The following is an 18,358-nucleotide window of genomic DNA, read 5'->3' on the forward strand; positions in this document are numbered from 1 at the left end:
CGCGGCTTGACCACCCTGACCGTAAATTCGGCCGGTGCAATCCGCCCGGCCCGTCGATCTTGCGCGATTTGCATGGACGTTTCAACCGTCACGATCCGCCCGGATCCGGTCGATCGCGGCCATGAAGGTGCGGACCGGTTCCGGGACGGGTTCGGGCGACGCCGCCATGGCCGCGGCGATCGGCTGCCCGGCCATCTTGCGGTCGGCCCACGCCCTCAGATCGCCGATGCTGTAGCCCCGCAGGAAGGGGTTCGCGCCGACCACCGCCGGTCCCATCACCTGCAGGACGCCGGCCTGCGGATCGGCGCGCAGGGCCGCATCCGCCCCCGCGGGCCCCAGGAAATGCGCCAGATACAGCCGGCCCGCGGTGATCGCATGGCCGCGCTGCCGCAGGAAGGCCTCGTTCTCCTGCGCCAGGTGGCGGACCATCTGGCGTGACAGGTCGGGATCGAAGCGCAGGTCCAGAAGCGCCCGCCGGTCCAAGCTGGCGATCAGGTCGGGGCGATAGCTGGCCACCATCCGCAGCCAGGTGGATTCGATGAACTGGCCCAGCCCGGTCGCGGTCGACAGCGGGTTGCGCGCCCGCGCGTTGCCCGCGCTTTCCACGGTGATGATCCGCCCGATGAGCGATTCCACGGCATCCGAGCCGACGGCCGTGCTGACGCCGCCCAGTTGCGGCACCGGATCGATGGCGACACCCCCGGACAGAAGCTGCAGGCCCAGCCCCGGCTCGGCCCCGGCGCGCGCGCCAAGCCGGCCGATGGGCTGGCCCCGGCGCAGCGATGCGCCCTCAGCCGGGATGTCGGGCGCGTCGTCCAACCCATCGTAGCGGGTCAGAAAGCCGTTCTCATGCGCGATGTCGACCGTGACCAGACCGTCAGCGCGCCGCACGGCCTCGACGCGACCGTCGCCTGCGGCCGCGACGACCGTGCCCAGGGGCGCCGACCAGACGACGCGCGCGCGCGCCGGGTCCGTCGCTTGGCCCGCGGGGGGCACGAAGCGCTGCGTCAGCACGCCCGAGATCGGCGGCGACAGTGCCGCCGCCACCCGCGCGGCGCGCGGCGCGGTGGGCACGAAGCAGCCCTCCTCCCCGTCCTCCTCGGAAGGTACGACATAGCAGGACCGCTCGCCCTCCGGCCCGCTGATGCCGATATAGAGGATGCCGTCGGGGTCCATGCGGTCGCCCTCGCCCGCCAGGACCATCGTCAGGCGGTCCTCGGGCGTGGCGGGGCTGTCCAGGTCATGGACCCGCGCCATCAGCGCCGTCGCCCGGCCGACCAGCTCGGGCGAGAGGTCGTTGCGCAGCGCGGCCGCATAGATCAGGTCCAGCAGGCGCTGCCTGCCGCCGGCCTCGCCTGCATCGCCCCGGTCCGCGACGCGCAGCGAGAGGGGCGCGTCCGACCAGGGATCGGCCGCGGGCACCAGCTGCCCCGCCGCCGACAGGGCCAGCGCGCCGACCAGGCCCTGCGCGTCATAGATCGACATCTGGATGACCTCGCGCCGGCCCTCCCGGTCGCGGTGGCGCAGGCCCAGGACTGCCCCCTGGGGCAGGGTGTCGGGCAGGGTGAGGCGGCTTGACGCCCGCTCGGCCAGGCGGCGGGCCTCGGCCTCGTCGAACCCGTTCTGCGACAGGATCTCGGCCAGACCGGCGGGGCGGCTGATCTCGACGATGGTCTCGCGCCACAGGTCCTGACGCAGGGCGTCGTCGCGCAGGAACGCCACGCTGCTGGTGGCGCGGGCCTCGGGCGGCGACGCGGGCGCCTGCCCGTCCGGGGCCAGGCGCCCGCGGCTGCGCTCGGCCCGGAACAGCGCGAATTCCTCGCGCGTCGAGGGCAGGCTGGGCACCAGCTGCCGGTCGCGCGGCATCAGCGGGCTGTCCAGCAGCGTGACCGTCGCCCCCTGCCCCGCCAGCCGCGGCTCCGCCGCCAGGTCGGGCGGCACGACGCGGGCGGTCCGCTCGGCCGATCTGTCGGCCTCGGGGGCGGGGATGATCAGCGGATCGCCGGGGATGTCGGCGAAAGTGTCGCGGCGCACGACCGGGGCGATGTCGAACCCCGCCTCGACCTGCACCAGCTGCTGGTCCATGTCACCCGACGGCCACAGCGCCGCCAGCCGCGACAGGTCCGGCTGCCACAGCCGCAGACCGCCCCAGCACAGGGCCGCGACGACGATGGCCGCCGCACCGAGGCGCAGGCCGCGGCTGCGTCGCCGCCGCAGCATCGCCTGACGGCCCATCCGCCGGAAGCGCGGATCGACGCCGTCCTGCACCATCAGCGGATCACCCCCGAGCCCAGCAGCCCGCCGGTCCCGATCCGGCGCCCCGTGCGCGGCGCCTCCGGGGCGGCTGCGGCGGCGGGAGGGTTGGCCGATTGCGGACGGGCGCGGGCGGTCGCTGCGGGCTGCGCCGGGCTGGCGGCGGGCTGGCGCGCCGGGGCGGCGGCGACCGGCGCAGGGGCGGGGCAGGCGATGTCGGGACCGGCCAGAACCGCGCGGAACAGCGCGCGGTCCGGGTCGGCGTCGGCCGCGACCGGCCCGCCCGCCGCGGCGTAACGCGCAAGCGCCGCCGCCGACCCCGGCCCCCATGCGCCATCGACGCCGCCGCCATAGCAGCCAAGCCGCGCCAGCTCCTGCTGCAGCGCGGCCGCAAACCGGTCCTGCGGCGGATCGAAGGCCCCCTGTTCCAGCAGTCGCGCGAAGATGGCGGGGTCGCGCGCGCGGATCGCCTCGCGCGCCGCATGGGGCAGACCCAGCTCGCCGCGCGGACCCGCCGTCATCAGCACCGCCCAATCCCCCACCACGACCGAGGGCACCGGTCCCCCCGGACGCAACGGGCGCGGCATATCGAACGGGGCGGCAGGATCGACGGGCGGGACGCCGTCGGGTGCGGGCAGGGCCGTCAGCACCTGCACCGCGTCGCCGGACCCGGATTGCAGCGGCAGCGCCTCGATGACCAGATCGCCCAAGGGCTGCTGCGCCGCGGCCGCCGTCCCGATCAACAGGCCGAGGCCGATGATCGGGCCAAGGCGCGGGGCTGAAGGCAGGAGCCACATCGCGGATCAGCCCGACCGGGGCGCGACAAAGACGGTCCACTGGGCCGCGCCCCCCGTCTCGACCGCCAGGAAGCGGGCATCCAGAAAGCCGCGCAGAAGACAGTCCTGCTGACCCGCGATCTCGAACCGGCGGGGGGCCACGCACATCGGGACCGTCCCGGTCAGCACCTCGCGCCCGAAGACATCCGCCGCGAACAGATGATAAGGCCCGGCGCCGAGCGGCTCGCGCAGGATGGTGGCGCATTGATTCGGCGCGACCCGCCACCAGCCGCGCGTGTCCCGCCCGCCCTCCGGGCCCGGCACGGCGACGGCCACGTTCAGCACGTCGAAGGACTGGTTGCACAGCCGCAGCCCCTCGGCCCCCGCCGCGACGGGCAGGAATGCGGTCAGGACCGCGACGCCGCATCGCGCGGCCATGGTCATCGGCGCGGGCATGGGTATGGACGGGCCCTCCTTCAGCGACTCCCGCTATACGCGAATTGAGCGGCCGGCGGAATGGTGCTAACCTCGACCCGACCAGCGGGAGTGCGCCCTGATGAAAGCCCTGATCCTGATCGCCGCGACGGGCGCCACGGCGGCGACCGCCTTCGGTGTGGCGAAGGGGCTTGACGGAATGGCCGGCGGCACAGCCTCCGCGGCCATCCCCGCGCCGGTCATCCGTGCCGAACGCGTCGATCCCTTCGCGCCCCACTCCGCCGGACCGGCGCCGATCGCGCGCCCCGATGCGGCGGTCGTCCCTGTCCCCGTGGCCGCCGCGTCTCCGGTCGCGGCCCCCGACAGCCCGCGGCTGAGCCTCCTGCCCGCGCCCGCCCTGCCGCCGACCGCGACCCTGCCTGCGGCATCGCCGATCCATCCGCCCCTTGACGCCGCCCCCGTCACGCGGCGCTATGAGGCGACGAGCATGCCGCTGATCGGCGTCTACAGGTAATTTCAGGGAAGGTTTTTCCATGGCGCGCATTTCCGCAGCCCTTCTTGCCGCCGCATGTCTGGTGCCGCTGGCCGTCGCCGCCCAGGAGGCGCCCGAGACGCAGCCCGCCCCCGGCGCGGGCATCCTGCTGGAGCTGAACGGCGCGGTCCCGACCGAGGCGGGCGACTGCCGGCTGACGATGGTCACGACGAACCGGCTTGACGAAGGGCTGGCGCGCGCCGCCTGGCAGGTCGCGATCTTCGACCCCGAAGGCGTGGTGCAGGCGCTGCCGATCCTGGATTTCGGCGCGCTGGCCGCGGGCAAGACCAAGGTCGTGCTGTTCGAGCTGCCGCAGCGGCCCTGCGACGGGATCGGCCGGATCATCGTGAACGATGTCGCGGCCTGCCAGGCCGATGGCGGCGACGACCTGGGCGCAGCCTGCCTGACCGGGCTGGAGACGCAGAGCCGCGTGCAGATCGACTTCGGGCTCTGATCCATGTTCGCACCTCTCTTCGACGGTCTGCCCGCGGTCAGCCTGGCCGTCTTCGCGGCCTTGGCACTTCTGTCGCTGCTGACGATGACGGTCGCGATCTTCAAGGTGATCCAGTTCGCCCGGCTTGGCGTGGGCCGTCACGCCGCCGCGCAGGCGGTTCTGGACGACTGGCTGAACGGCCGCCCGGATGAGGCGCAGCGCAAGGCGGGGGCCGGATCGTCGGTCCTGACGCGGGTGCTGGCCGTCACGATGTCGGGCCTGCGCGCCCGCCCGGCCGAACCCACCTATGGCGAGGAGCTGGCGCGCCAGGTCGCCCTGGCCGAGCTGATCCAGATGGGCGCGCGCATGCGCCTGCTGGAGGCGGTGGTGCAGATGGCGCCCATGCTGGGCCTGCTGGGCACGGTCATCGGCATGATCGACGCCTTCGGCAACCTGGCCCAGATCGAGGGCGCGGCCGATCCCCGGCTGCTGGCCGCAGGCATCTGGACCGCGCTGACGACGACCGCGGCGGGGTTGGCCATCGCGCTGGTGGCCTATTTCCTGGCCGCCTGGCTGGAGGGCCGGATCGAGCAGGAGCGCCAGTCGATCGAGCTGGCCGTCTCGACCGCGATCCACGGGCGGATCGCCACGCCCGCGCGGGGCTAGGCGCGGATGGCGGTCCTGGATGCGGCGCCGCGCCTGCGGATCGGGCTGGACCTGCCGCGGCGCAACCTGCGGGCCGGGTTCTCGATGACCGCCATGGCCGACGTGCTGTTCCAGCTGCTGATCTTCTTCATGCTCTCGGCCAACCTGTCATCCTACGGGCTGCTGGACATCCGCAGCGGCGCCCTGGCCGGGGGCGGTGGCGCGACCGATGCGCCGCAGGCGGGCCGCGTCACCCCCGCGGGCACGACCGCCGTCTGGACCCTGGCCCCCGACCGCATCACCGCGGGCGGCCAGCGCTTTGCCCTGACGCAGCTGGACCGACTGGCCGAGGCGCTGGTGACCCAGGGCACGACCGACGTGCTGCTGGTGCTGCGCCAGGACGTGCCGGTCGGCCGCGTGGTCGCGGTGCTGGAGGCGCTGCAGGCGCGCGGCATCGTCTCGGTCCAGATCGCGGATGGGGGCGGCGCATGAGCCTGGGCCTGCCCCCGCGCCGCGTCACGCTGCGGATGGACCCCGGCCTGGCCATCGTGAACGTGGTGCTGCTGCTGATCTTCTTCTTCCTGGTCTCGGGGCAGGAGGGACGGGTCTTCGCCGAACTGGACCTGCCCGACAGCCGGACACTGCCCGCAGGCCAGCTGCCCGCGCCGGTGCTGGAGGTCCTGCCCTCCGGGCAGTGGCGGCTGGACGGGGTGCTGGTGCAGCCCGCGCTGCTGGCCGCGGCGCTGCTGCCGGGGGACGCGCCGCTGCATGTGGTGATCGACCGTGAGGCCCCGTCCGCCCGGCTGTTCGAGCTGCTGTCGCGGCCAGAGCTATCGGACCGTCCGCTGCGGTTGGTGACCGAGCGGCGGGTCGGGGAATGAGCGGCGCATCCGCCCGCTGGCGGGGGCTCTGGCTGCTGGCCGGGGCGCTGTCCGTGACGCTGCACGGGGCGGCGCTGGCCGCACTGGTCTGGCGCCCGGATTGGAGCGCCGCGCCCGAGGCCGCGCCGCCGCAACCCCTGCGCCTGGAGGTCGCGGCCCCGCTGCGCGGTGAGGCGGCACCGCAGGTCCAGGTCCTGACCGCCGCCGCGCCGACCACGACCTTGCGCCCCGTCACCGAGGCGCTGCCCACCCCGCCCGCGGGCGAGATTCTTGACGCCGTCCCCGCCACCAGCGCCGCCATGCCCGAGCCGCTGATCCTGGGCCCGGTCGCGGTCCCGCTGGCCACCCCCGAGACGCCTGGTCCCTCGCAGGCCGACGACGGCCCCGCAGCCCCTGCCTCCTCAGGCCCTGCCCCTGACCCGCGCATCACCGCGCTGTTCGAGGAGATCCGGCAGCGCCTGACCGAACCCTGCCTCTATGCCCGGCCCGCGCTTCTGGGCGACGACCAGATCCAGCTGTCGGTCTTTGCCGCCGACGACCGGCAGATCGCGGCGCTGATGACGCAGCTGACCGATGCGACCGACACGCCCGTGACCCGGCAGGAGGTGCTGCTGGACCCGCGCCAATGCCCGACGCTGGCCTTTGCGCGGCGCGATCCGGCCTATCCGGCACCCAGCCTGTCGCTGCAGCTGGACGTCCAGGATCTGCAAGGCGGGCAGGACCTGTCGGGGCGCGTGGATGGCGGCGCGGGGCTGTATACCACGCTGCTGATGATCGACGATGCGGGGGTCGTGCACGACCTGCGGCGGTTCCTGGTCGGGTCGGCCTCAGGCAGCCGGTTCCGGATTCCGGTCGCGCGGTTCGGCGATCCGCGCGACACGCATCAGCTGCTGATCGCCATCGCAACCCCCCGCCGTCCCGATGCCGTCACCCGCCACGCGGGCGAGCTGGCGCAGCCCTTCTTCGACGCGCTCGGCGCCGAACTGGGGCAGGAGCTGCGCGCCGGGCTGGCCAGCGTCTATGTCCGCTGAGGCCTAGTCGAAGGCATAGTCGAAGGCGCCGTCCCGGACGCGGATGGTCACGTCGCCCATCGGCTGCCCGGCCACCATCCGGCCCAGAACCTGCCGCGACAGGCTGGGCAGGATCGAGTTGGTGATGACATTGTCTATCATCCGCCCGCCGCTGTCGGGGTCGCGGCACTGGTCGGTGATCTGCCCGATCACCGCCGCGTCCCAGACCAGCCGCGCGCCATGCGCGTCCCGCATCCGCCGCGCCAGGGCCTCCAGCTTCAGCGCCGCGATCCCGCCCAGGACCTCGGCCGACAGGGGCAGATAGGGGATCGTCACGATCCGCCCCAGCAGCGCGGGCGGGAAGGTGCCCAGCAGCTCCTCCTTCAGCGCCGCCTCCAGCGTCTCGGGGTCCTCGATCCGGCCCTCGGGGGCCAGCGCCATGATCGAGCCGGTCCCCAGGTTCGAGGTCATCAGGATCAGCGTGTTGCGGAAGTTGATCGGCCGGCCGTTGCCGTCCTCCATCCGGCCCTTGTCGAAGACCTGGAAGAACAGCTCGTGCACGTCGGGATGGGCCTTCTCCATCTCGTCCAGCAGGACGACGGAATAGGGCTTGCGGCGCACCGCCTCGGTCAGGCGACCGCCCTCGCCATAGCCGACATAGCCCGGCGGCGCACCCTTCAGCAGGCTGACGGAATGGGCCTCCTGGAACTCGGACATGTTGATGGTGATGACGTTCTGCTCGCCGCCGTAAAGCGTCTCGGCCAGAGCCAAGGCGGTCTCGGTCTTGCCGACGCCCGAGGGGCCGCAGAGCATGAAGACGCCGATCGGCTTTTCGGGGTTGCCCAGACCGGCCCGCGCCGTCTCGACCCGACGCGCGATCATCGCAAGGCCGTCGTCCTGGCCGATCACCCGGCGGCGCAGCTGATCGCCAAGCGTCAGCACCGCCTGCAATTCGTCGGCGACCATCCGGCCCGCGGGAATGCCCGTCCAGTCGCTGATGACGCCCGCGACGGCCTGCTCGTCCACATGCGGCCAGACCATGCGGTCATCGGCGTGGATCGCCGACAGACGCGCCATCCCCGCCTCCAGCTCATGGCGGATCGCCTCGGCATCGGCCTCCTCGGACAGGCGCAGGCGCAGGGCCAGGATGTCCTCGACGATGGCGCGCTCATCGGCATGGGCGCGTTCCACCTCGGCCAGACGCGCTTCGGCCTCGGCCTTCTCGGTGGCCGCCTCGGCCAGGCGGGCGGCATCGGTGCCGCCCAGATCGGCCTCGGCGGTCTTGGCGGCGATCTCGGCCGCCAGCGCGGCGATGCGGGCGCGCAGGTCGGCAATGCGCGCGGGCGTCGCCGACTGGCTGACCGCCACCCGCGCGCAGGCCGTGTCCAGCAGTGAGACCGCCTTGTCGGGCAGCTGCCGCGCGGGAAGATAGCGCGCCGACAGCTTGACCGCGGCCTCGACCGCGGCATCGGCGATGCGGACCTTGTGATACTGCTCCATCGGGCCCAGCAGGCCGCGCATCATGAAGCAGGCCCGATCGATCGAGGGTTCGTCGATGGTGACCGGCTGAAAGCGCCGGGTCAGCGCCGGGTCCTTCTCAAAATGGGTGCGGTATTCGGCCCAGGTCGTCGCGCCGATGGTGCGCAGCAACCCGCGCGCCAGGGCGGGCTTCAGCAGGTTCGCGGCATCGCCGGTGCCGGCAGGGCCACCCGCGCCGACCAGGGTATGCGCCTCGTCGATGAACAGGATGATCGGCACGGCCGAGGACTGCACCTCGTCGATGACCGAGCGCAGGCGCTGCTCGAACTCGCCCTTCATGCTGGCCCCGGCCTGCATCGCGCCGATGTCCAGCATGTGCAGCCGCATCCCCTGCAGGGCGGGCGGCACGTCGCCCTGGGCCAGGCGCTGCGCGAAGCCCTCGACCACGGCGGTCTTGCCCACGCCCGCCTCTCCGGTCAGGATCGGGTTGTTCTGGCGGCGGCGCATCAGCACGTCGATGATCTGGCGGATCTCGTCGTCGCGGCCGACGACCGGGTCCATCTCTCCGGCCTCGGCCTGGGCCGTCATGTCCACCGCATAGCGGCCAAGCGCGGTCTGCCCGGCCCCGCCCGCGGTCGCCGTTCCCGGCGCGCGCAGGCCGGTCCCGTCCATGGGCCGCAGGTCCTCCTCCTCCGAGCCCGCCCAGATGGTGCGGGCCTCGGCGCCGAGCCGCTCGGCCGACAGGCCCTCGAAGACCGGCGACAGCTGGATCAGCGCGCGCCGCAGCGCCGCGTCGTTCAGCAGCGCGACCAGCAGATGGCCGGTGCGGATCTGCGCCTCGCCGAAGAACAGCGAGGCATAGGTCCAGGCATGGTTCAGCGCATCGGCCAGCCGCTCGGAGATGCCCGGCGTCTCGGTCACGTTCTTCTGCAGCGCCGCCGCCGCCCGGTCCAGGTCCTTCAGCGCCTGCCCCCGGTCCAGCCCCGCCTCGCGCAGCGTCAGGGCGATGTCGCCTTCCTGATGGCTCAGCGCGTGGAACAGCCAGTGGCACAGCTCGACATGGCGGTTGCCGTCGCCCCGCGCCTGGCGCATGGCCGACAGGAAGGCGTCATAGCCGACGCGGTTCATGCGGCCTGCGAATTTCTCGATGGTGATGGCGGTCATGCGGCCTCGTGCTGCGGTTCCTGCCCGGTGCTCAGCGTGAAACGGGCGATCTGGACCCGGGGCGCGGCGGCGCCGGGATCGGGGCGAAGCGGGGCAAGCCAGCCAAGCGCCATGGCGGCGCCCAGCTGACCGGCGGGAATTTCGGCGGGCGGCAGGGTCAGGGCCAGATCGACATCCTGGCTGCGGCCCAGATACCAGAAGACCAGGTCCCCAAGCCGCCGATAGCCTGCCGAACCCGGCAGATAGTCGCGATAGCGTCCGGCATCGGGCAGGTGCAGATGCACGCAAATCCGGTCGTTCACCGACTGCACCCGGTCGCCCAGATAGAGGTCGCGCCCCAAGGCACCCCCCTGCCCCAGGCCGCGCCGGTCGCCGGGCTCGAACTCCAGCCAGCTGAGGACGTGCTCCTCCACGTCGACGGGCAGGCGCAGATGGGTCTCCAGCATCTGGCGCAGGCGCACCGCGCTGCGCACACGTCCGCCGAAGACCGGGACCAGAGGCAGCCGCGCCAGGTCGGGCATCGCGTCATGGCGCTGGAACGCCTCGGTGCCCGTGCCCGCGACCGAGGCGATATAGGCCGCGAAGCGGTCCTCCTCGGGGCGGTCGTGCTGGGTGATGGCGCGGGCGTCGGACCAGGCGCGGAAGAACAGCTGATAGAAGCGGGCCGCGAAGATGTCGGCAAAGCGGACGAAGGCCTCCTCGCCCTGCTGCTGCCAGCGCATCGCCTCCTCGGTCAGGTTCAGCGGCAGCGCCCCCTGCGGCCCGAAATAACCCATGAAGCGCACGCGGATGCGGGGCCGCGGACCGCGGGCCTCGGGCCGCTCCAGCTCGGTTGCGGGAAAGGCCAGCTCGGGGTCCTGGCCGATATCGACCAGGTCGTCGGACAGCCGGACCGAGCGGCCGATGCGCGGCTTGTCCGCGGCCTCGCGCTCCATCCGGCGCAGGATCGCCAGGAACCCCTCGCCGCCGCTCATATCAGCGGACCCTGCCCGGTCCGGGGCGCGAACCGCTTGATGACGCCGCGCTGCTTGCTGATGGCGACGGTCTGGCTGAAGCTGTTGATGCTGACATATTCGGCAAAGAACCGGTCCAGCACCGTGGCCAGCAGGATGATGCCGCTGCCCTCGAAGGCGGCCTCGTCGAAGGTCACCGACACCTCGAGGCCGCGGGCGGGAAAGAACCCCTCGGCGCGGCGGATCGAGCGGGTGACGGGCCGCACCGACAGAGCGGTCAGGCCCGCGATCTGCGTCTCGGTCACGCTGTCCGAGAGGTCCGCGAACAGGGTCAGGATCTCGCGCAGGCTGGCCGCGCCGTCCCGGCCATAGCGGTCGTCCAGCCCGAAATGGTTCAGCGCCAGATAGGAGATCAGCCGCCAATGCACGTCGCCCTGCACCATGCGGTGCGGGCCCGCGCGCTCGGTCTCGGTCATCGGCTCGCGCGGCGCGCTCGGGCCGTTGACGCAGGCCAAGGACAGGCTCTGATCGGCGACGACGGTGAAATCCTCGGACCCGGCCAGCGGCAGGGCGGCGGGCAGGTGCCGGTTCGAGCACAGCGTCCGGACATGCAGCCGCTGCGCCCGGCGGCCGACCACCTCCTCCGGCGGTTCATGGATGGCGATGAAGGTCTCGGTCCCCAGATAGTCGGGCCGCGCGCCGCTGCGCCGTTCATGCTCGGTCAGGCGGCGGGGCTTGCGGCGGGTCGTGTAGTAATACCCCGCCCGCTGCGACCCCGGCTCCTGCGGCAGCGCATAGAGCGGCGAGACCTGGACCCGGTCCGCCGCCGTGCCATAGCTGGCGTCCACGCGCAGGATCTTCTGCACCTCGTAATGGGTCAGCGGGCTGGAATCGGGGGTGACGACGTAATCGTGGCGCCGGTCGTCCAGCCGGATCTGGTTCGAGCTTTCCTCGAACAGGTTGATCGCGGTCGCGCAGTTCAGCCGGATGTCGCGCGGCCCCAGCTGACGCGCCAGATCGTCGCTGACCCGGTCGAACTCGGCGATCAGCTGGATCTCGGTCACGGGCAGCGCGGCCAGGGCGTCGCGCAGGCCCTCGATCCGCAGGCCCAGGAACTTGCGCGGAAAGGCAAAGACCTCCTGCAGATGCACGAAGCCGTCGAACAGCGCGGTGCTGCGGTCCAGAAGCATCTCGTCGCGGTCGAAGCCGATCGGGACCAGCTGATCGGGCAACAGGCGCAGGAAGGCCGGATCGCCGTTCGGCTGCAACCAGCGCAGCGACAGGCGGGTGACGTTGCAGTGGAACTGCTCGTAGAGCATCAGCGCGCGCGCCATGTCGCCGGTCAGGCGCAGCTCGATCGCGCCCGCGCCCATCGCCTGGACGGGCCGGCCGTCGGTGGTGGCCAGGTCCAGCACGATCCCGGCCCGCGTCCGCGGATCGGGGTCCTGGCCCAGCCCGCCCAGGGTGGTCGTGCGGTCGTGATAGGCCAGCCGCGCGATCCGCAGCGGCAGCAGCGTCAGCGCAGAGGTCAGCCGGAACCGGCACGAGACGCGCTTGTCCGCATCGCGAAAGCGGGCGTCCAGATAGGCGCCGCGCGGGTGGCTGCGCGGACGGTCGCCGGGGGCGGGCACCATCGGCGGCGGCGCCTCGACCACGATGCAGCTGGGAAAGGGGGCCAGCGCCTCGGGGAAGATCTGCTCCAGAAGCTCGCGGGTGAAGCCCCGGAACTCCTCGTCCAGCTTCAGCTGCACGCGGGCCGCCAGGAAGGCCGCGCCCTCCAGCAGCCCGGCGACGGTCGGGTCGATGTTCTCGCGCAGCACGCCGCCAAGCCGGTCGGCCAGGCCCGGAAACTCCTGCGCGAATTCGGCCGACCGCTCGTAGAGGATGTCCAGCTCGCGCTCATAGGCGTCGCGGAAGGCCTTCTTCATGTGACCCCCTGCATCCGGCTCATGGTGATCTTGCCGGCGGCCGGATCGATCTCGGCCACGAAATGCATCGCGATGTCGGTGGGGTCCGAGATCATCTCGGCGCTGACCTCCAGAGACAGGCGCTGGTCGATGCTGGGCTCGGCATCGACCACGCGCACCTCCAGCGTCTCCGCGCGCAGGCGCGGCTCGGCGCGGATCAGCGAGAGCCGGATCGCCTCGGCCAGGGCGGTGGGCGTGCGGTTCCGCCGCCACAGGCTGTCCATGTCCTGAAGGCCGAAATTCACGATCGAGGCCGCGACCCGCGGATGATCGTCCAGCGGCACCGCGACGTCGAGGCGGATCGTGTTCAGCAGGCTCTCCAGATCGCGGGCCAGGTTGCGGCGCAGCGCGTCCTCGCCCGCGCCCTCGCGCCGCTTCTGGCTCACACGGGTCAGGTCGCGCTCTCCCTCGACATAGTCGCGGCCGCCCTGACGCGCATCGCGGCGGGCCACGCTGTCACGGAAGATGTGCAGAAGCGACATGTCCCGAAGCTCGCCCCGAGGCGTGCCGCGCGGCGCTTGGGAGGCAGCAGGAGGTCGAGAGGGCATGATGTCCCGGACTTGTGGGAATGGGGGATGCGCGTCCGGTCGGGTGCCGGACATGCGGGTCCGGACCGGCGATCTCGCGCCGATCCGGATGTCCTGTCGCGACGGCCGCGCGCGGCCGCCATCGCGTCAGGTCACGAGTTCCACTCGCGGTTCTCGGCGATGTCCCAGCCCGACATGGTCTCGGCCCCGGCGGCGCCGGAATCCTCCTGCAGGGTGTAGAGGACCTCGAACTTGCGGAAGTTGAGGGTCAGGGTCTCCTGGATCCGGTCCAGGCCGTCCTTGGACCCGCCGGTGGAATAGCTGGAGATCATGATGTTCTGCATCTTGATGCGCAGATACTCGACCGGCGCGGTGCCGCCCGACTTGCGCACGATCAGCTCACCCGTCTCGATATGCTCACCCGAGGTGCAGCGCTTGATCAGGTCGTTTGTGGCAAGATCGACATACTTGGTCAGGGTGATGTCCTGGACATTCACCTTGCCGCCACCGCCGCCCTTGCCCAGATGCGTGGTGCCCGACTGCGTCAGGCCCCAGTTCCAGGCCAGGACGTCGATCTCGTCGCGGTGCCGGTCGTCCTGCGACTCACCCTTGATGTTGTTCGAAAGCTTCAGAAAAATGTCGACAGCCATGGCGAACCTCCGTTTTTGGCAGTCAGATCAAATTGAACTCAGTTGCCCTTCGGCAGCTTGGAGACGAGAGACATCCCGACATCCATTCCTTCCAGCTGGAAATGCGGCTTGAGGAAGAACTTGCCCATGTAATAGCCGGGGTTCTCCTCGTCCTCCACCACTTCCACCCGCGCCCCGGCCAGAGGCTTCTTGGCCTTCTCGCGCTCGCTCGCGCTTTCGGGGTTGCCCGAGACGTACTTGTTGACCCAGGTCTGGAGCTGCGTCTGTAGCTGCAGCCGGTCCGGGCTCTGGCCGATCTTGTCGCGCACCATGCACTTCAGATAGTGGCTGAAGCGCGAGACGGCGAAGATATAGGGCAGGCGCGAGGACATGTTGTCCGAGGCCGTCGCCTGCTCATCCACGTATTTCTTGGGCCGGTAGAGGGTCTGCGCGCCGATGAAGGCGGCCTTGTCGGTGTGCTTGCGATGGATCAGGCCGATCAGGCCCGCCTTGGACAGCTCACCCTCGCGCCGGTCGGTGATCGACACCTCGGTCGGGCATTTCAGCTCGCGGCTGCCCTCGCCCGTGTCGAAATTGTGCGTCGGCAGGTTCAGCACCTCGCCGCCGGACTGCACGCCGCGAATCTGCACGGTCCAGCCATGCTCCTTGTGCGCGCGGTTGATGTTGACCGCCAGCGCGTGGGCCGCGTTCATCCAGGCGTATTTGCGCCCCTCGTGGCCGTCGGTCTCTTCCTCGAAGTTGAACTCCTCGACGACGGAGTTGGAGTTCTGCCCGTAGGGCTCGCGCGACAGCGCCCGCGGCAGGGTCAGCGCGATATAGCGCGAATTCTCGCTGTCGCGCAGCCCGTTCCAGGCGGCATAGTCGGGCGTGTCGAAGATCTCGGACAGGTCGGGCGGCGTGCCCAGCTCGGTCCAGCTGTCCAGACCCAGCAGCTCGGGCGCCGCGGCCGAGATGAAGGGCGCATGGGCCGCGGCCGCCACCTTGCCGATATCGCGCAGCAGCGCCACGTCGGCCGTGCCGTGGTCGAAGTAGTAGTCACCGATCAGCGCACCGAAGGGCTTGCCGCCCAGGGTGCCGAACTCGGCCTCGTAGACGATCTTGTTCAGCGGGGACTTGTCCCATTTCGCGCCGGGATAGCGGCGCATCATCTGCTGAAGCTCCTTCTTCGAGACGTTCATCACCTTCACGCGCAGCGAGGCGTCGGTCTCGGAGTTGTTGACCGTATAGGCCAGACCACGCCAGGACGATTCCAGCTTCTGGAACTCGTCATGGTGGATGATCTCGTTCAGCTGGTCGGTCAGCTTGGCGTCCAGCCGCGACAGCATTGCGTCGATCGTGTCGATCACGTCCTCGGCCACCAGCGTCTGGTCGTCCATCGCCTCGCGCACCAGCGCGACCACGGCATTGTCGACCTCGCGCGCGGCGACCTCCGTGCGCGGCTTGATCGTCTGGCGCAGGATGTCGGAGAACTCGTCCAGCTCGGTCAGGCCGTCGCGCGGGCTGGTCTGGTGGGATTGCTGCTCGTCGGCCATGCTCACTCGTCCTCCTGCGCGGCACGCGCCGCGGTCTCGCGTTCGGCCAGGGCCGCCATCAGCTCGGGGTCGTTCAGCAGCCTGCGGATCTGCTCCTGCGCCTTGGGCTTCGAGTTCATGTAGCGCTGCAGGTTGGCCAGCTGTTCGCGCGCCTCCAGGAGCTTGCGCAGGGCGGGCACCTGACGGGCCACCGCCGCCGGATTGAAGCCGTCCATGCTGTCGAAATGCAGCGTCACGCCAAGCCGTTCCGCGCCGCTTCCGCCCATCCGGTTCGCCACGTTGAAGGTGACCGCCGGCCCCACGCTCTTCATGTAGTCGTCCAGCGTCGATGCGGTCACGTCGGAGAAGTCGCGCTCTTCGATGTCGGGCTTCTCGACCTCGGAAGCATTGCCCGACAGGTCGGACATCACGCCCATGACGAAGGGCAGCTCGACCATCTTCTCGGAATCGTAGGGGTCTTCATAGGAGATGTTGACGCGCGGTGGACGGTTGCGCTTGAGGAAATCGGTCGATTTGTCGGATGCCATCAGATCAATCCCATGCTTTGGACAAAAAGGAACGCGCAATTTCCGCGCGAGTCAATGCAGTCGACGCGGTCGCGGTCATGCCTTACCCCCCTCCGGCGCCAAAAGCTCGCGCATGATGGTGCCGAAATCCTGGTCCAGAAGGTCCCGCGCCTTGGACAGGATCAGCGGAACCGGGCTGGAGGGTTCGTGCCGCAGAAAGAAGGCCTCGACCGCCTGAACCAGCCCGACCATCTCGGCACGCGACGCGATCGGGGGCGCGGGTGGCGGCGCCGCGCCGTCGGATGCAGGAGCGGAATCGGGCAGCGCCAGCGCGGTCAGGTCGCGCAGCCGCGCCATCGGCAGCACGAAGCCGCTGCCCTGCCCCAGATGCAGCGCGACCGAGGCGGCACGCTCGGGCATCAGCGCCTCGATCGCCCGGACCAGCGGCAGGCCGACCAGCTGGCGCGCCTGCACGACCAGCAGCAGCACCGCCGACGAGGGCTCATGCCGCGACAGCCAGTCCTGCACCCGGCCAAGCGCGGCCTCTGCGGCTTTGCGATCGCCGATGGCGGTGGCGGGGGCTGCAGGCGCAGCGGCCACGGCATCGGATGACGGTGCCGCCGGCGGGGCGGCCACCGGATCGACCGCCGCGACACGCTCGGTCCAGGGCCGCAGCTCGGGGCGCGCCTGTCCGATCATGCCGTGGATGTCGGCCAGCACCTGCCGCACCGCCGACAGATCGGGCGTGACGCCACCCGAGGCCGCCGCCGAATGGCGGCCGATCGCCGCGACGGCGTCCAGCGCCCGGCCGATCAGGGCATGCGCGGCCGCGACCTGCCGCGCCGCCGCATCGCCGCGCAGCGGCGCCAGGACGTCCTGACCCGGCAGGTCGCCCTCGGAGAGGCGCGGCGCCGCGCGTCCGGTCGCCACCTGATGCCGGCGCAGGCTGACATCGTTGCGGCCCAGAAGGCACAGATGCGCCAGCGGCAGCACCACCGTCGTGGGGCTGGCCAGCGCCTCCAGCGCGGCGCGCCGTTCGGCCCGGTCATGCGACGGCTGCGGGTGCAGGTCGTCTGGCCATTGCGCCAGCATCGCCGCGATGATCTCCAGCGTGTCGACGAAATCGGCCGGTCGCATGGCCAGGATCTGGAACTGCGCCAGCAGCGACAGCAGGCGCAGGTCGCGGCTGCGCTCCAGAAGCGCCAGGATCGCCGCCCGTTCCGAACCGAGATCGACCGAACGCGGATCGAACAGACGATCCTCGCGCCCGTCCTCGGCCGAACCGGGAACGAAGTAGCGCTCGGGCAGCCGTGCCACGGCCTCGAAATAGTAGTCGACGAAGGCCGGATCGTCCGCCCGTTCCAGGTCCGGCCCGCAGGGCGGGTTCTCGGCCGCAGGCTGCAGCAGATCGTCAAGCGTCATGCAGGGTCCCCTTCTCTCCTGTCGGCCTCATCGGTCCCCGGCCCCGTCCATCTTGCGGTATTCCTGCGCGAACAGGCGGATGAACGCGTCCAGAATGCCGTTCTCGCTGGCGGCCTTGGCGTCCCACCGGGCGACATAGGTGTCCCAGGCCTTGGCCTTGCGGCCCCCGGCCAGCCCGCCCCTGGCCTCGGCCTCGATGCCGGAGGGCTCCAGATCGGCGGTCAGCTCCAGCAGCGCGGGCTGCAGCGCGGCAAAGATCGCCGCCTGGTGCCGACGCAGGTCCGACAGCGCCTCGTCAAAGCCCGCGGCCCCGGTCAGAAACCCCGCGCGCGGGCGCAGATACAGCGCCTCGATGGCCTGCTCGGCATCGGGCAGGAACTTCAGCGGATTGTTCTCGGTCGCGCCGCGCATCGTGCGCTCGCCCGCGCGGGTGAAGTGCCGCGCGGTCGAGCGGTCGCGCAGCGCGGCCATGATCTGGCCCGCGCCAAGCCGCATCGTCTCGCCCAGCTGGCGGCCCAGCAGGGCCGGATCGACGCCCGTCGCAAGCGCCGGATCAAGCCCTGCCCCTTCGCAGAACGCCCGCAGGAAGGCCGGTGCCGCGGCCGGATCCGCCGCGACGGGCACAGCGGGGGCGGACGGCACGGGTGCAGGCGCAGGAGGTGCCGGCGGCACGGGCGCCGCCTGGTCCAGCGCGATGAAGTCGTCGCCGAAATCGGGCAGGCGCGCCCGCGATTCCGACGGCATCGGGTCGACCGGCGCGACGGAGGGTCCGCCGATGGCCCAGGGGTCGTCCTGCGGCGTCTCCTCCACCACCCGGTCCAAGCGATGGCCGGGCAGCGAGGCGGGCAGGATCGGCCCCGCCCCCTGCACCGCGTCGAACAGCGCCACGATCAGGTAATGCCCGACCTGGAACCGGTCGCCATGCGACAGGCGATGCGCCCCGTCCAGCCGATGCCGGTGATCCTGCAGGAAGGTCCCGTTCATCGACACGTCGCGCAGCCACCAGGTGGTGCCGTCGAAGGCGACGCTGAAATGATGCCCGGAGATGAACCGGCTGGCATCCGGCAGCACCCAGTCCATCCCAGACCGGCGACCGGCCTGCAGGCCGGTCTCGGGCACCTGGATGCTGACCGGGCCGCCGTCGTCCAGCACGTGGAAGTTCTCGATGCGCAAGGTCAGGCTCATCGCTCCCC

At 71.3% G+C, this 18,358-nt stretch carries 18 protein-coding genes; 6 read left to right on the plus strand and 12 right to left on the minus strand.

The window, feature by feature from the left end:
* Positions 1-81: 81 nt before the first annotated feature.
* From AACG61_RS18535 to AACG61_RS18545, 3 genes are read right to left on the minus strand one after another with little or no spacing between them, the layout of a single operon-like run.
* Positions 82-2,271: a M23 family metallopeptidase gene (locus AACG61_RS18535; RefSeq protein WP_411840236.1), complete on the minus strand. Its 2,190-nt coding sequence runs from the start codon at positions 2,269-2,271 to the stop codon at positions 82-84.
* Positions 2,271-3,050: a hypothetical protein gene (locus tag AACG61_RS18540; RefSeq protein WP_411840238.1), complete on the minus strand. Its 780-nt coding sequence runs from the start codon at positions 3,048-3,050 to the stop codon at positions 2,271-2,273. The genes AACG61_RS18535 and AACG61_RS18540 overlap by 1 nt, the downstream gene beginning before the upstream one ends.
* A gap of 6 nt (positions 3,051-3,056) precedes the next feature.
* On the minus strand, positions 3,057-3,467 hold the full coding sequence (locus tag AACG61_RS18545; protein ID WP_411840239.1) for a DUF1036 domain-containing protein: 411 nt from the start codon (positions 3,465-3,467) through the stop codon (positions 3,057-3,059).
* 118 nt (positions 3,468-3,585) lie between these two features.
* On the opposite strand from AACG61_RS18545, the gene AACG61_RS18550 reads away from it, so the two are divergent.
* The 6 genes from AACG61_RS18550 to AACG61_RS18575 are packed head-to-tail and all read left to right on the plus strand — an operon-like array spanning position 3,586 to position 6,986.
* Positions 3,586-3,978 carry a hypothetical protein gene (locus tag AACG61_RS18550; protein WP_411840240.1) on the plus strand — a complete coding sequence of 131 codons (393 nt, stop codon included), beginning with the start codon at positions 3,586-3,588 and terminating at the stop codon, positions 3,976-3,978.
* A 19-nt stretch (positions 3,979-3,997) separates the two neighbouring features.
* Positions 3,998-4,450 (plus strand): hypothetical protein, encoded by a 453-nt coding sequence (locus AACG61_RS18555; protein WP_411840241.1) that lies wholly within the window; start codon positions 3,998-4,000, stop codon positions 4,448-4,450.
* Positions 4,451-4,453: 3 nt separating this feature from the next.
* Entirely contained in the window at positions 4,454-5,095 is a 642-nt protein-coding gene (locus tag AACG61_RS18560) for a MotA/TolQ/ExbB proton channel family protein (RefSeq protein ID WP_411840242.1), read from the plus strand.
* 6 nt (positions 5,096-5,101) lie between these two features.
* Complete coding sequence (locus tag AACG61_RS18565) at positions 5,102-5,566, plus strand: ExbD/TolR family protein (RefSeq protein WP_411840243.1); 465 nt, start codon at positions 5,102-5,104, stop codon at positions 5,564-5,566.
* On the plus strand, positions 5,563-5,955 hold the full coding sequence (locus AACG61_RS18570) for an ExbD/TolR family protein (protein WP_411840244.1): 393 nt from the start codon (positions 5,563-5,565) through the stop codon (positions 5,953-5,955). Before AACG61_RS18565 ends, AACG61_RS18570 begins: the two co-directional genes overlap by 4 nt.
* Entirely contained in the window at positions 5,952-6,986 is a 1,035-nt protein-coding gene (locus tag AACG61_RS18575) for a hypothetical protein (protein WP_411840245.1), read from the plus strand. Before AACG61_RS18570 ends, AACG61_RS18575 begins: the two co-directional genes overlap by 4 nt.
* Before the next feature lie 3 nt (positions 6,987-6,989).
* On the opposite strand, the gene tssH is transcribed toward AACG61_RS18575, so the two are convergent.
* The 9 genes from tssH to tagH all read right to left on the minus strand — a co-directional run bounded on the left by tssH (position 6,990) and on the right by tagH (position 18,350).
* On the minus strand, positions 6,990-9,608 hold the full coding sequence (gene tssH / locus AACG61_RS18580) for a type VI secretion system ATPase TssH (protein ID WP_411840246.1): 2,619 nt from the start codon (positions 9,606-9,608) through the stop codon (positions 6,990-6,992).
* The gene (gene tssG, locus AACG61_RS18585) at positions 9,605-10,582 is read right to left on the minus strand and encodes a type VI secretion system baseplate subunit TssG (RefSeq protein ID WP_411840247.1); all 978 of its coding nucleotides are present in this window, start codon (positions 10,580-10,582) and stop codon (positions 9,605-9,607) included. Before tssG ends, tssH begins: the two co-directional genes overlap by 4 nt.
* A complete protein-coding gene (gene tssF / locus AACG61_RS18590; protein WP_411840248.1) occupies positions 10,579-12,489 on the minus strand; it encodes a type VI secretion system baseplate subunit TssF in 1,911 nt (636 codons plus the stop codon). Before tssF ends, tssG begins: the two co-directional genes overlap by 4 nt.
* Positions 12,486-13,010 (minus strand): type VI secretion system baseplate subunit TssE, encoded by a 525-nt coding sequence (tssE, locus tag AACG61_RS18595; protein ID WP_411840249.1) that lies wholly within the window; start codon positions 13,008-13,010, stop codon positions 12,486-12,488. The genes tssF and tssE overlap by 4 nt, the downstream gene beginning before the upstream one ends.
* A gap of 197 nt (positions 13,011-13,207) precedes the next feature.
* A complete protein-coding gene (locus AACG61_RS18600; RefSeq protein ID WP_411840250.1) occupies positions 13,208-13,705 on the minus strand; it encodes an Hcp family type VI secretion system effector in 498 nt (165 codons plus the stop codon).
* 38 nt (positions 13,706-13,743) lie between these two features.
* A complete protein-coding gene (tssC, locus tag AACG61_RS18605; RefSeq protein ID WP_411840251.1) occupies positions 13,744-15,237 on the minus strand; it encodes a type VI secretion system contractile sheath large subunit in 1,494 nt (497 codons plus the stop codon).
* Positions 15,238-15,239: 2 nt separating this feature from the next.
* Positions 15,240-15,764: a type VI secretion system contractile sheath small subunit gene (gene tssB, locus AACG61_RS18610; RefSeq protein ID WP_411840252.1), complete on the minus strand. Its 525-nt coding sequence runs from the start codon at positions 15,762-15,764 to the stop codon at positions 15,240-15,242.
* A 75-nt stretch (positions 15,765-15,839) separates the two neighbouring features.
* On the minus strand, positions 15,840-17,165 hold the full coding sequence (locus tag AACG61_RS18615; protein ID WP_411840253.1) for a type VI secretion system ImpA family N-terminal domain-containing protein: 1,326 nt from the start codon (positions 17,163-17,165) through the stop codon (positions 15,840-15,842).
* Positions 17,166-17,192: 27 nt separating this feature from the next.
* A complete protein-coding gene (gene tagH, locus AACG61_RS18620; RefSeq protein ID WP_411840254.1) occupies positions 17,193-18,350 on the minus strand; it encodes a type VI secretion system-associated FHA domain protein TagH in 1,158 nt (385 codons plus the stop codon).
* Positions 18,351-18,358: the final 8 nt, after the last annotated feature.

Source organism: Paracoccus sp. ME4 (assembly GCF_046736325.1).
Taxonomy (GTDB): Bacteria; Pseudomonadota; Alphaproteobacteria; order Rhodobacterales; family Rhodobacteraceae; genus Paracoccus.

Excerpts from the sequence above, each read along its gene's own strand:
- AACG61_RS18575 (WP_411840245.1), top strand. The coding sequence starts at position 5,952 with ATGAGCGGCGCATCCGCCCGCTGGCGGGGGCTCTGGCTGCTGGCCGGG.
- AACG61_RS18565 (WP_411840243.1), top strand. The coding sequence starts at position 5,102 with ATGGCGGTCCTGGATGCGGCGCCGCGCCTGCGGATCGGGCTGGACCTG.
- AACG61_RS18545 (WP_411840239.1), bottom strand. The coding sequence starts at position 3,467 with ATGGCCGCGCGATGCGGCGTCGCGGTCCTGACCGCATTCCTGCCCGTC.
- AACG61_RS18570 (WP_411840244.1), top strand. The coding sequence starts at position 5,563 with ATGAGCCTGGGCCTGCCCCCGCGCCGCGTCACGCTGCGGATGGACCCC.
- AACG61_RS18535 (WP_411840236.1), bottom strand. The coding sequence starts at position 2,271 with ATGGTGCAGGACGGCGTCGATCCGCGCTTCCGGCGGATGGGCCGTCAG.
- tssE (WP_411840249.1), bottom strand. The coding sequence starts at position 13,010 with ATGTCGCTTCTGCACATCTTCCGTGACAGCGTGGCCCGCCGCGATGCG.
- tssH (WP_411840246.1), bottom strand. The coding sequence starts at position 9,608 with ATGACCGCCATCACCATCGAGAAATTCGCAGGCCGCATGAACCGCGTC.
- AACG61_RS18550 (WP_411840240.1), top strand. The coding sequence starts at position 3,586 with ATGAAAGCCCTGATCCTGATCGCCGCGACGGGCGCCACGGCGGCGACC.
- tssF (WP_411840248.1), bottom strand. The coding sequence starts at position 12,489 with ATGAAGAAGGCCTTCCGCGACGCCTATGAGCGCGAGCTGGACATCCTC.
- tagH (WP_411840254.1), bottom strand. The coding sequence starts at position 18,350 with ATGAGCCTGACCTTGCGCATCGAGAACTTCCACGTGCTGGACGACGGC.
- AACG61_RS18600 (WP_411840250.1), bottom strand. The coding sequence starts at position 13,705 with ATGGCTGTCGACATTTTTCTGAAGCTTTCGAACAACATCAAGGGTGAG.
- tssB (WP_411840252.1), bottom strand. The coding sequence starts at position 15,764 with ATGGCATCCGACAAATCGACCGATTTCCTCAAGCGCAACCGTCCACCG.
- AACG61_RS18615 (WP_411840253.1), bottom strand. The coding sequence starts at position 17,165 with ATGACGCTTGACGATCTGCTGCAGCCTGCGGCCGAGAACCCGCCCTGC.
- AACG61_RS18540 (WP_411840238.1), bottom strand. The coding sequence starts at position 3,050 with ATGTGGCTCCTGCCTTCAGCCCCGCGCCTTGGCCCGATCATCGGCCTC.
- AACG61_RS18555 (WP_411840241.1), top strand. The coding sequence starts at position 3,998 with ATGGCGCGCATTTCCGCAGCCCTTCTTGCCGCCGCATGTCTGGTGCCG.
- AACG61_RS18560 (WP_411840242.1), top strand. The coding sequence starts at position 4,454 with ATGTTCGCACCTCTCTTCGACGGTCTGCCCGCGGTCAGCCTGGCCGTC.
- tssG (WP_411840247.1), bottom strand. The coding sequence starts at position 10,582 with ATGAGCGGCGGCGAGGGGTTCCTGGCGATCCTGCGCCGGATGGAGCGC.
- tssC (WP_411840251.1), bottom strand. The coding sequence starts at position 15,237 with ATGGCCGACGAGCAGCAATCCCACCAGACCAGCCCGCGCGACGGCCTG.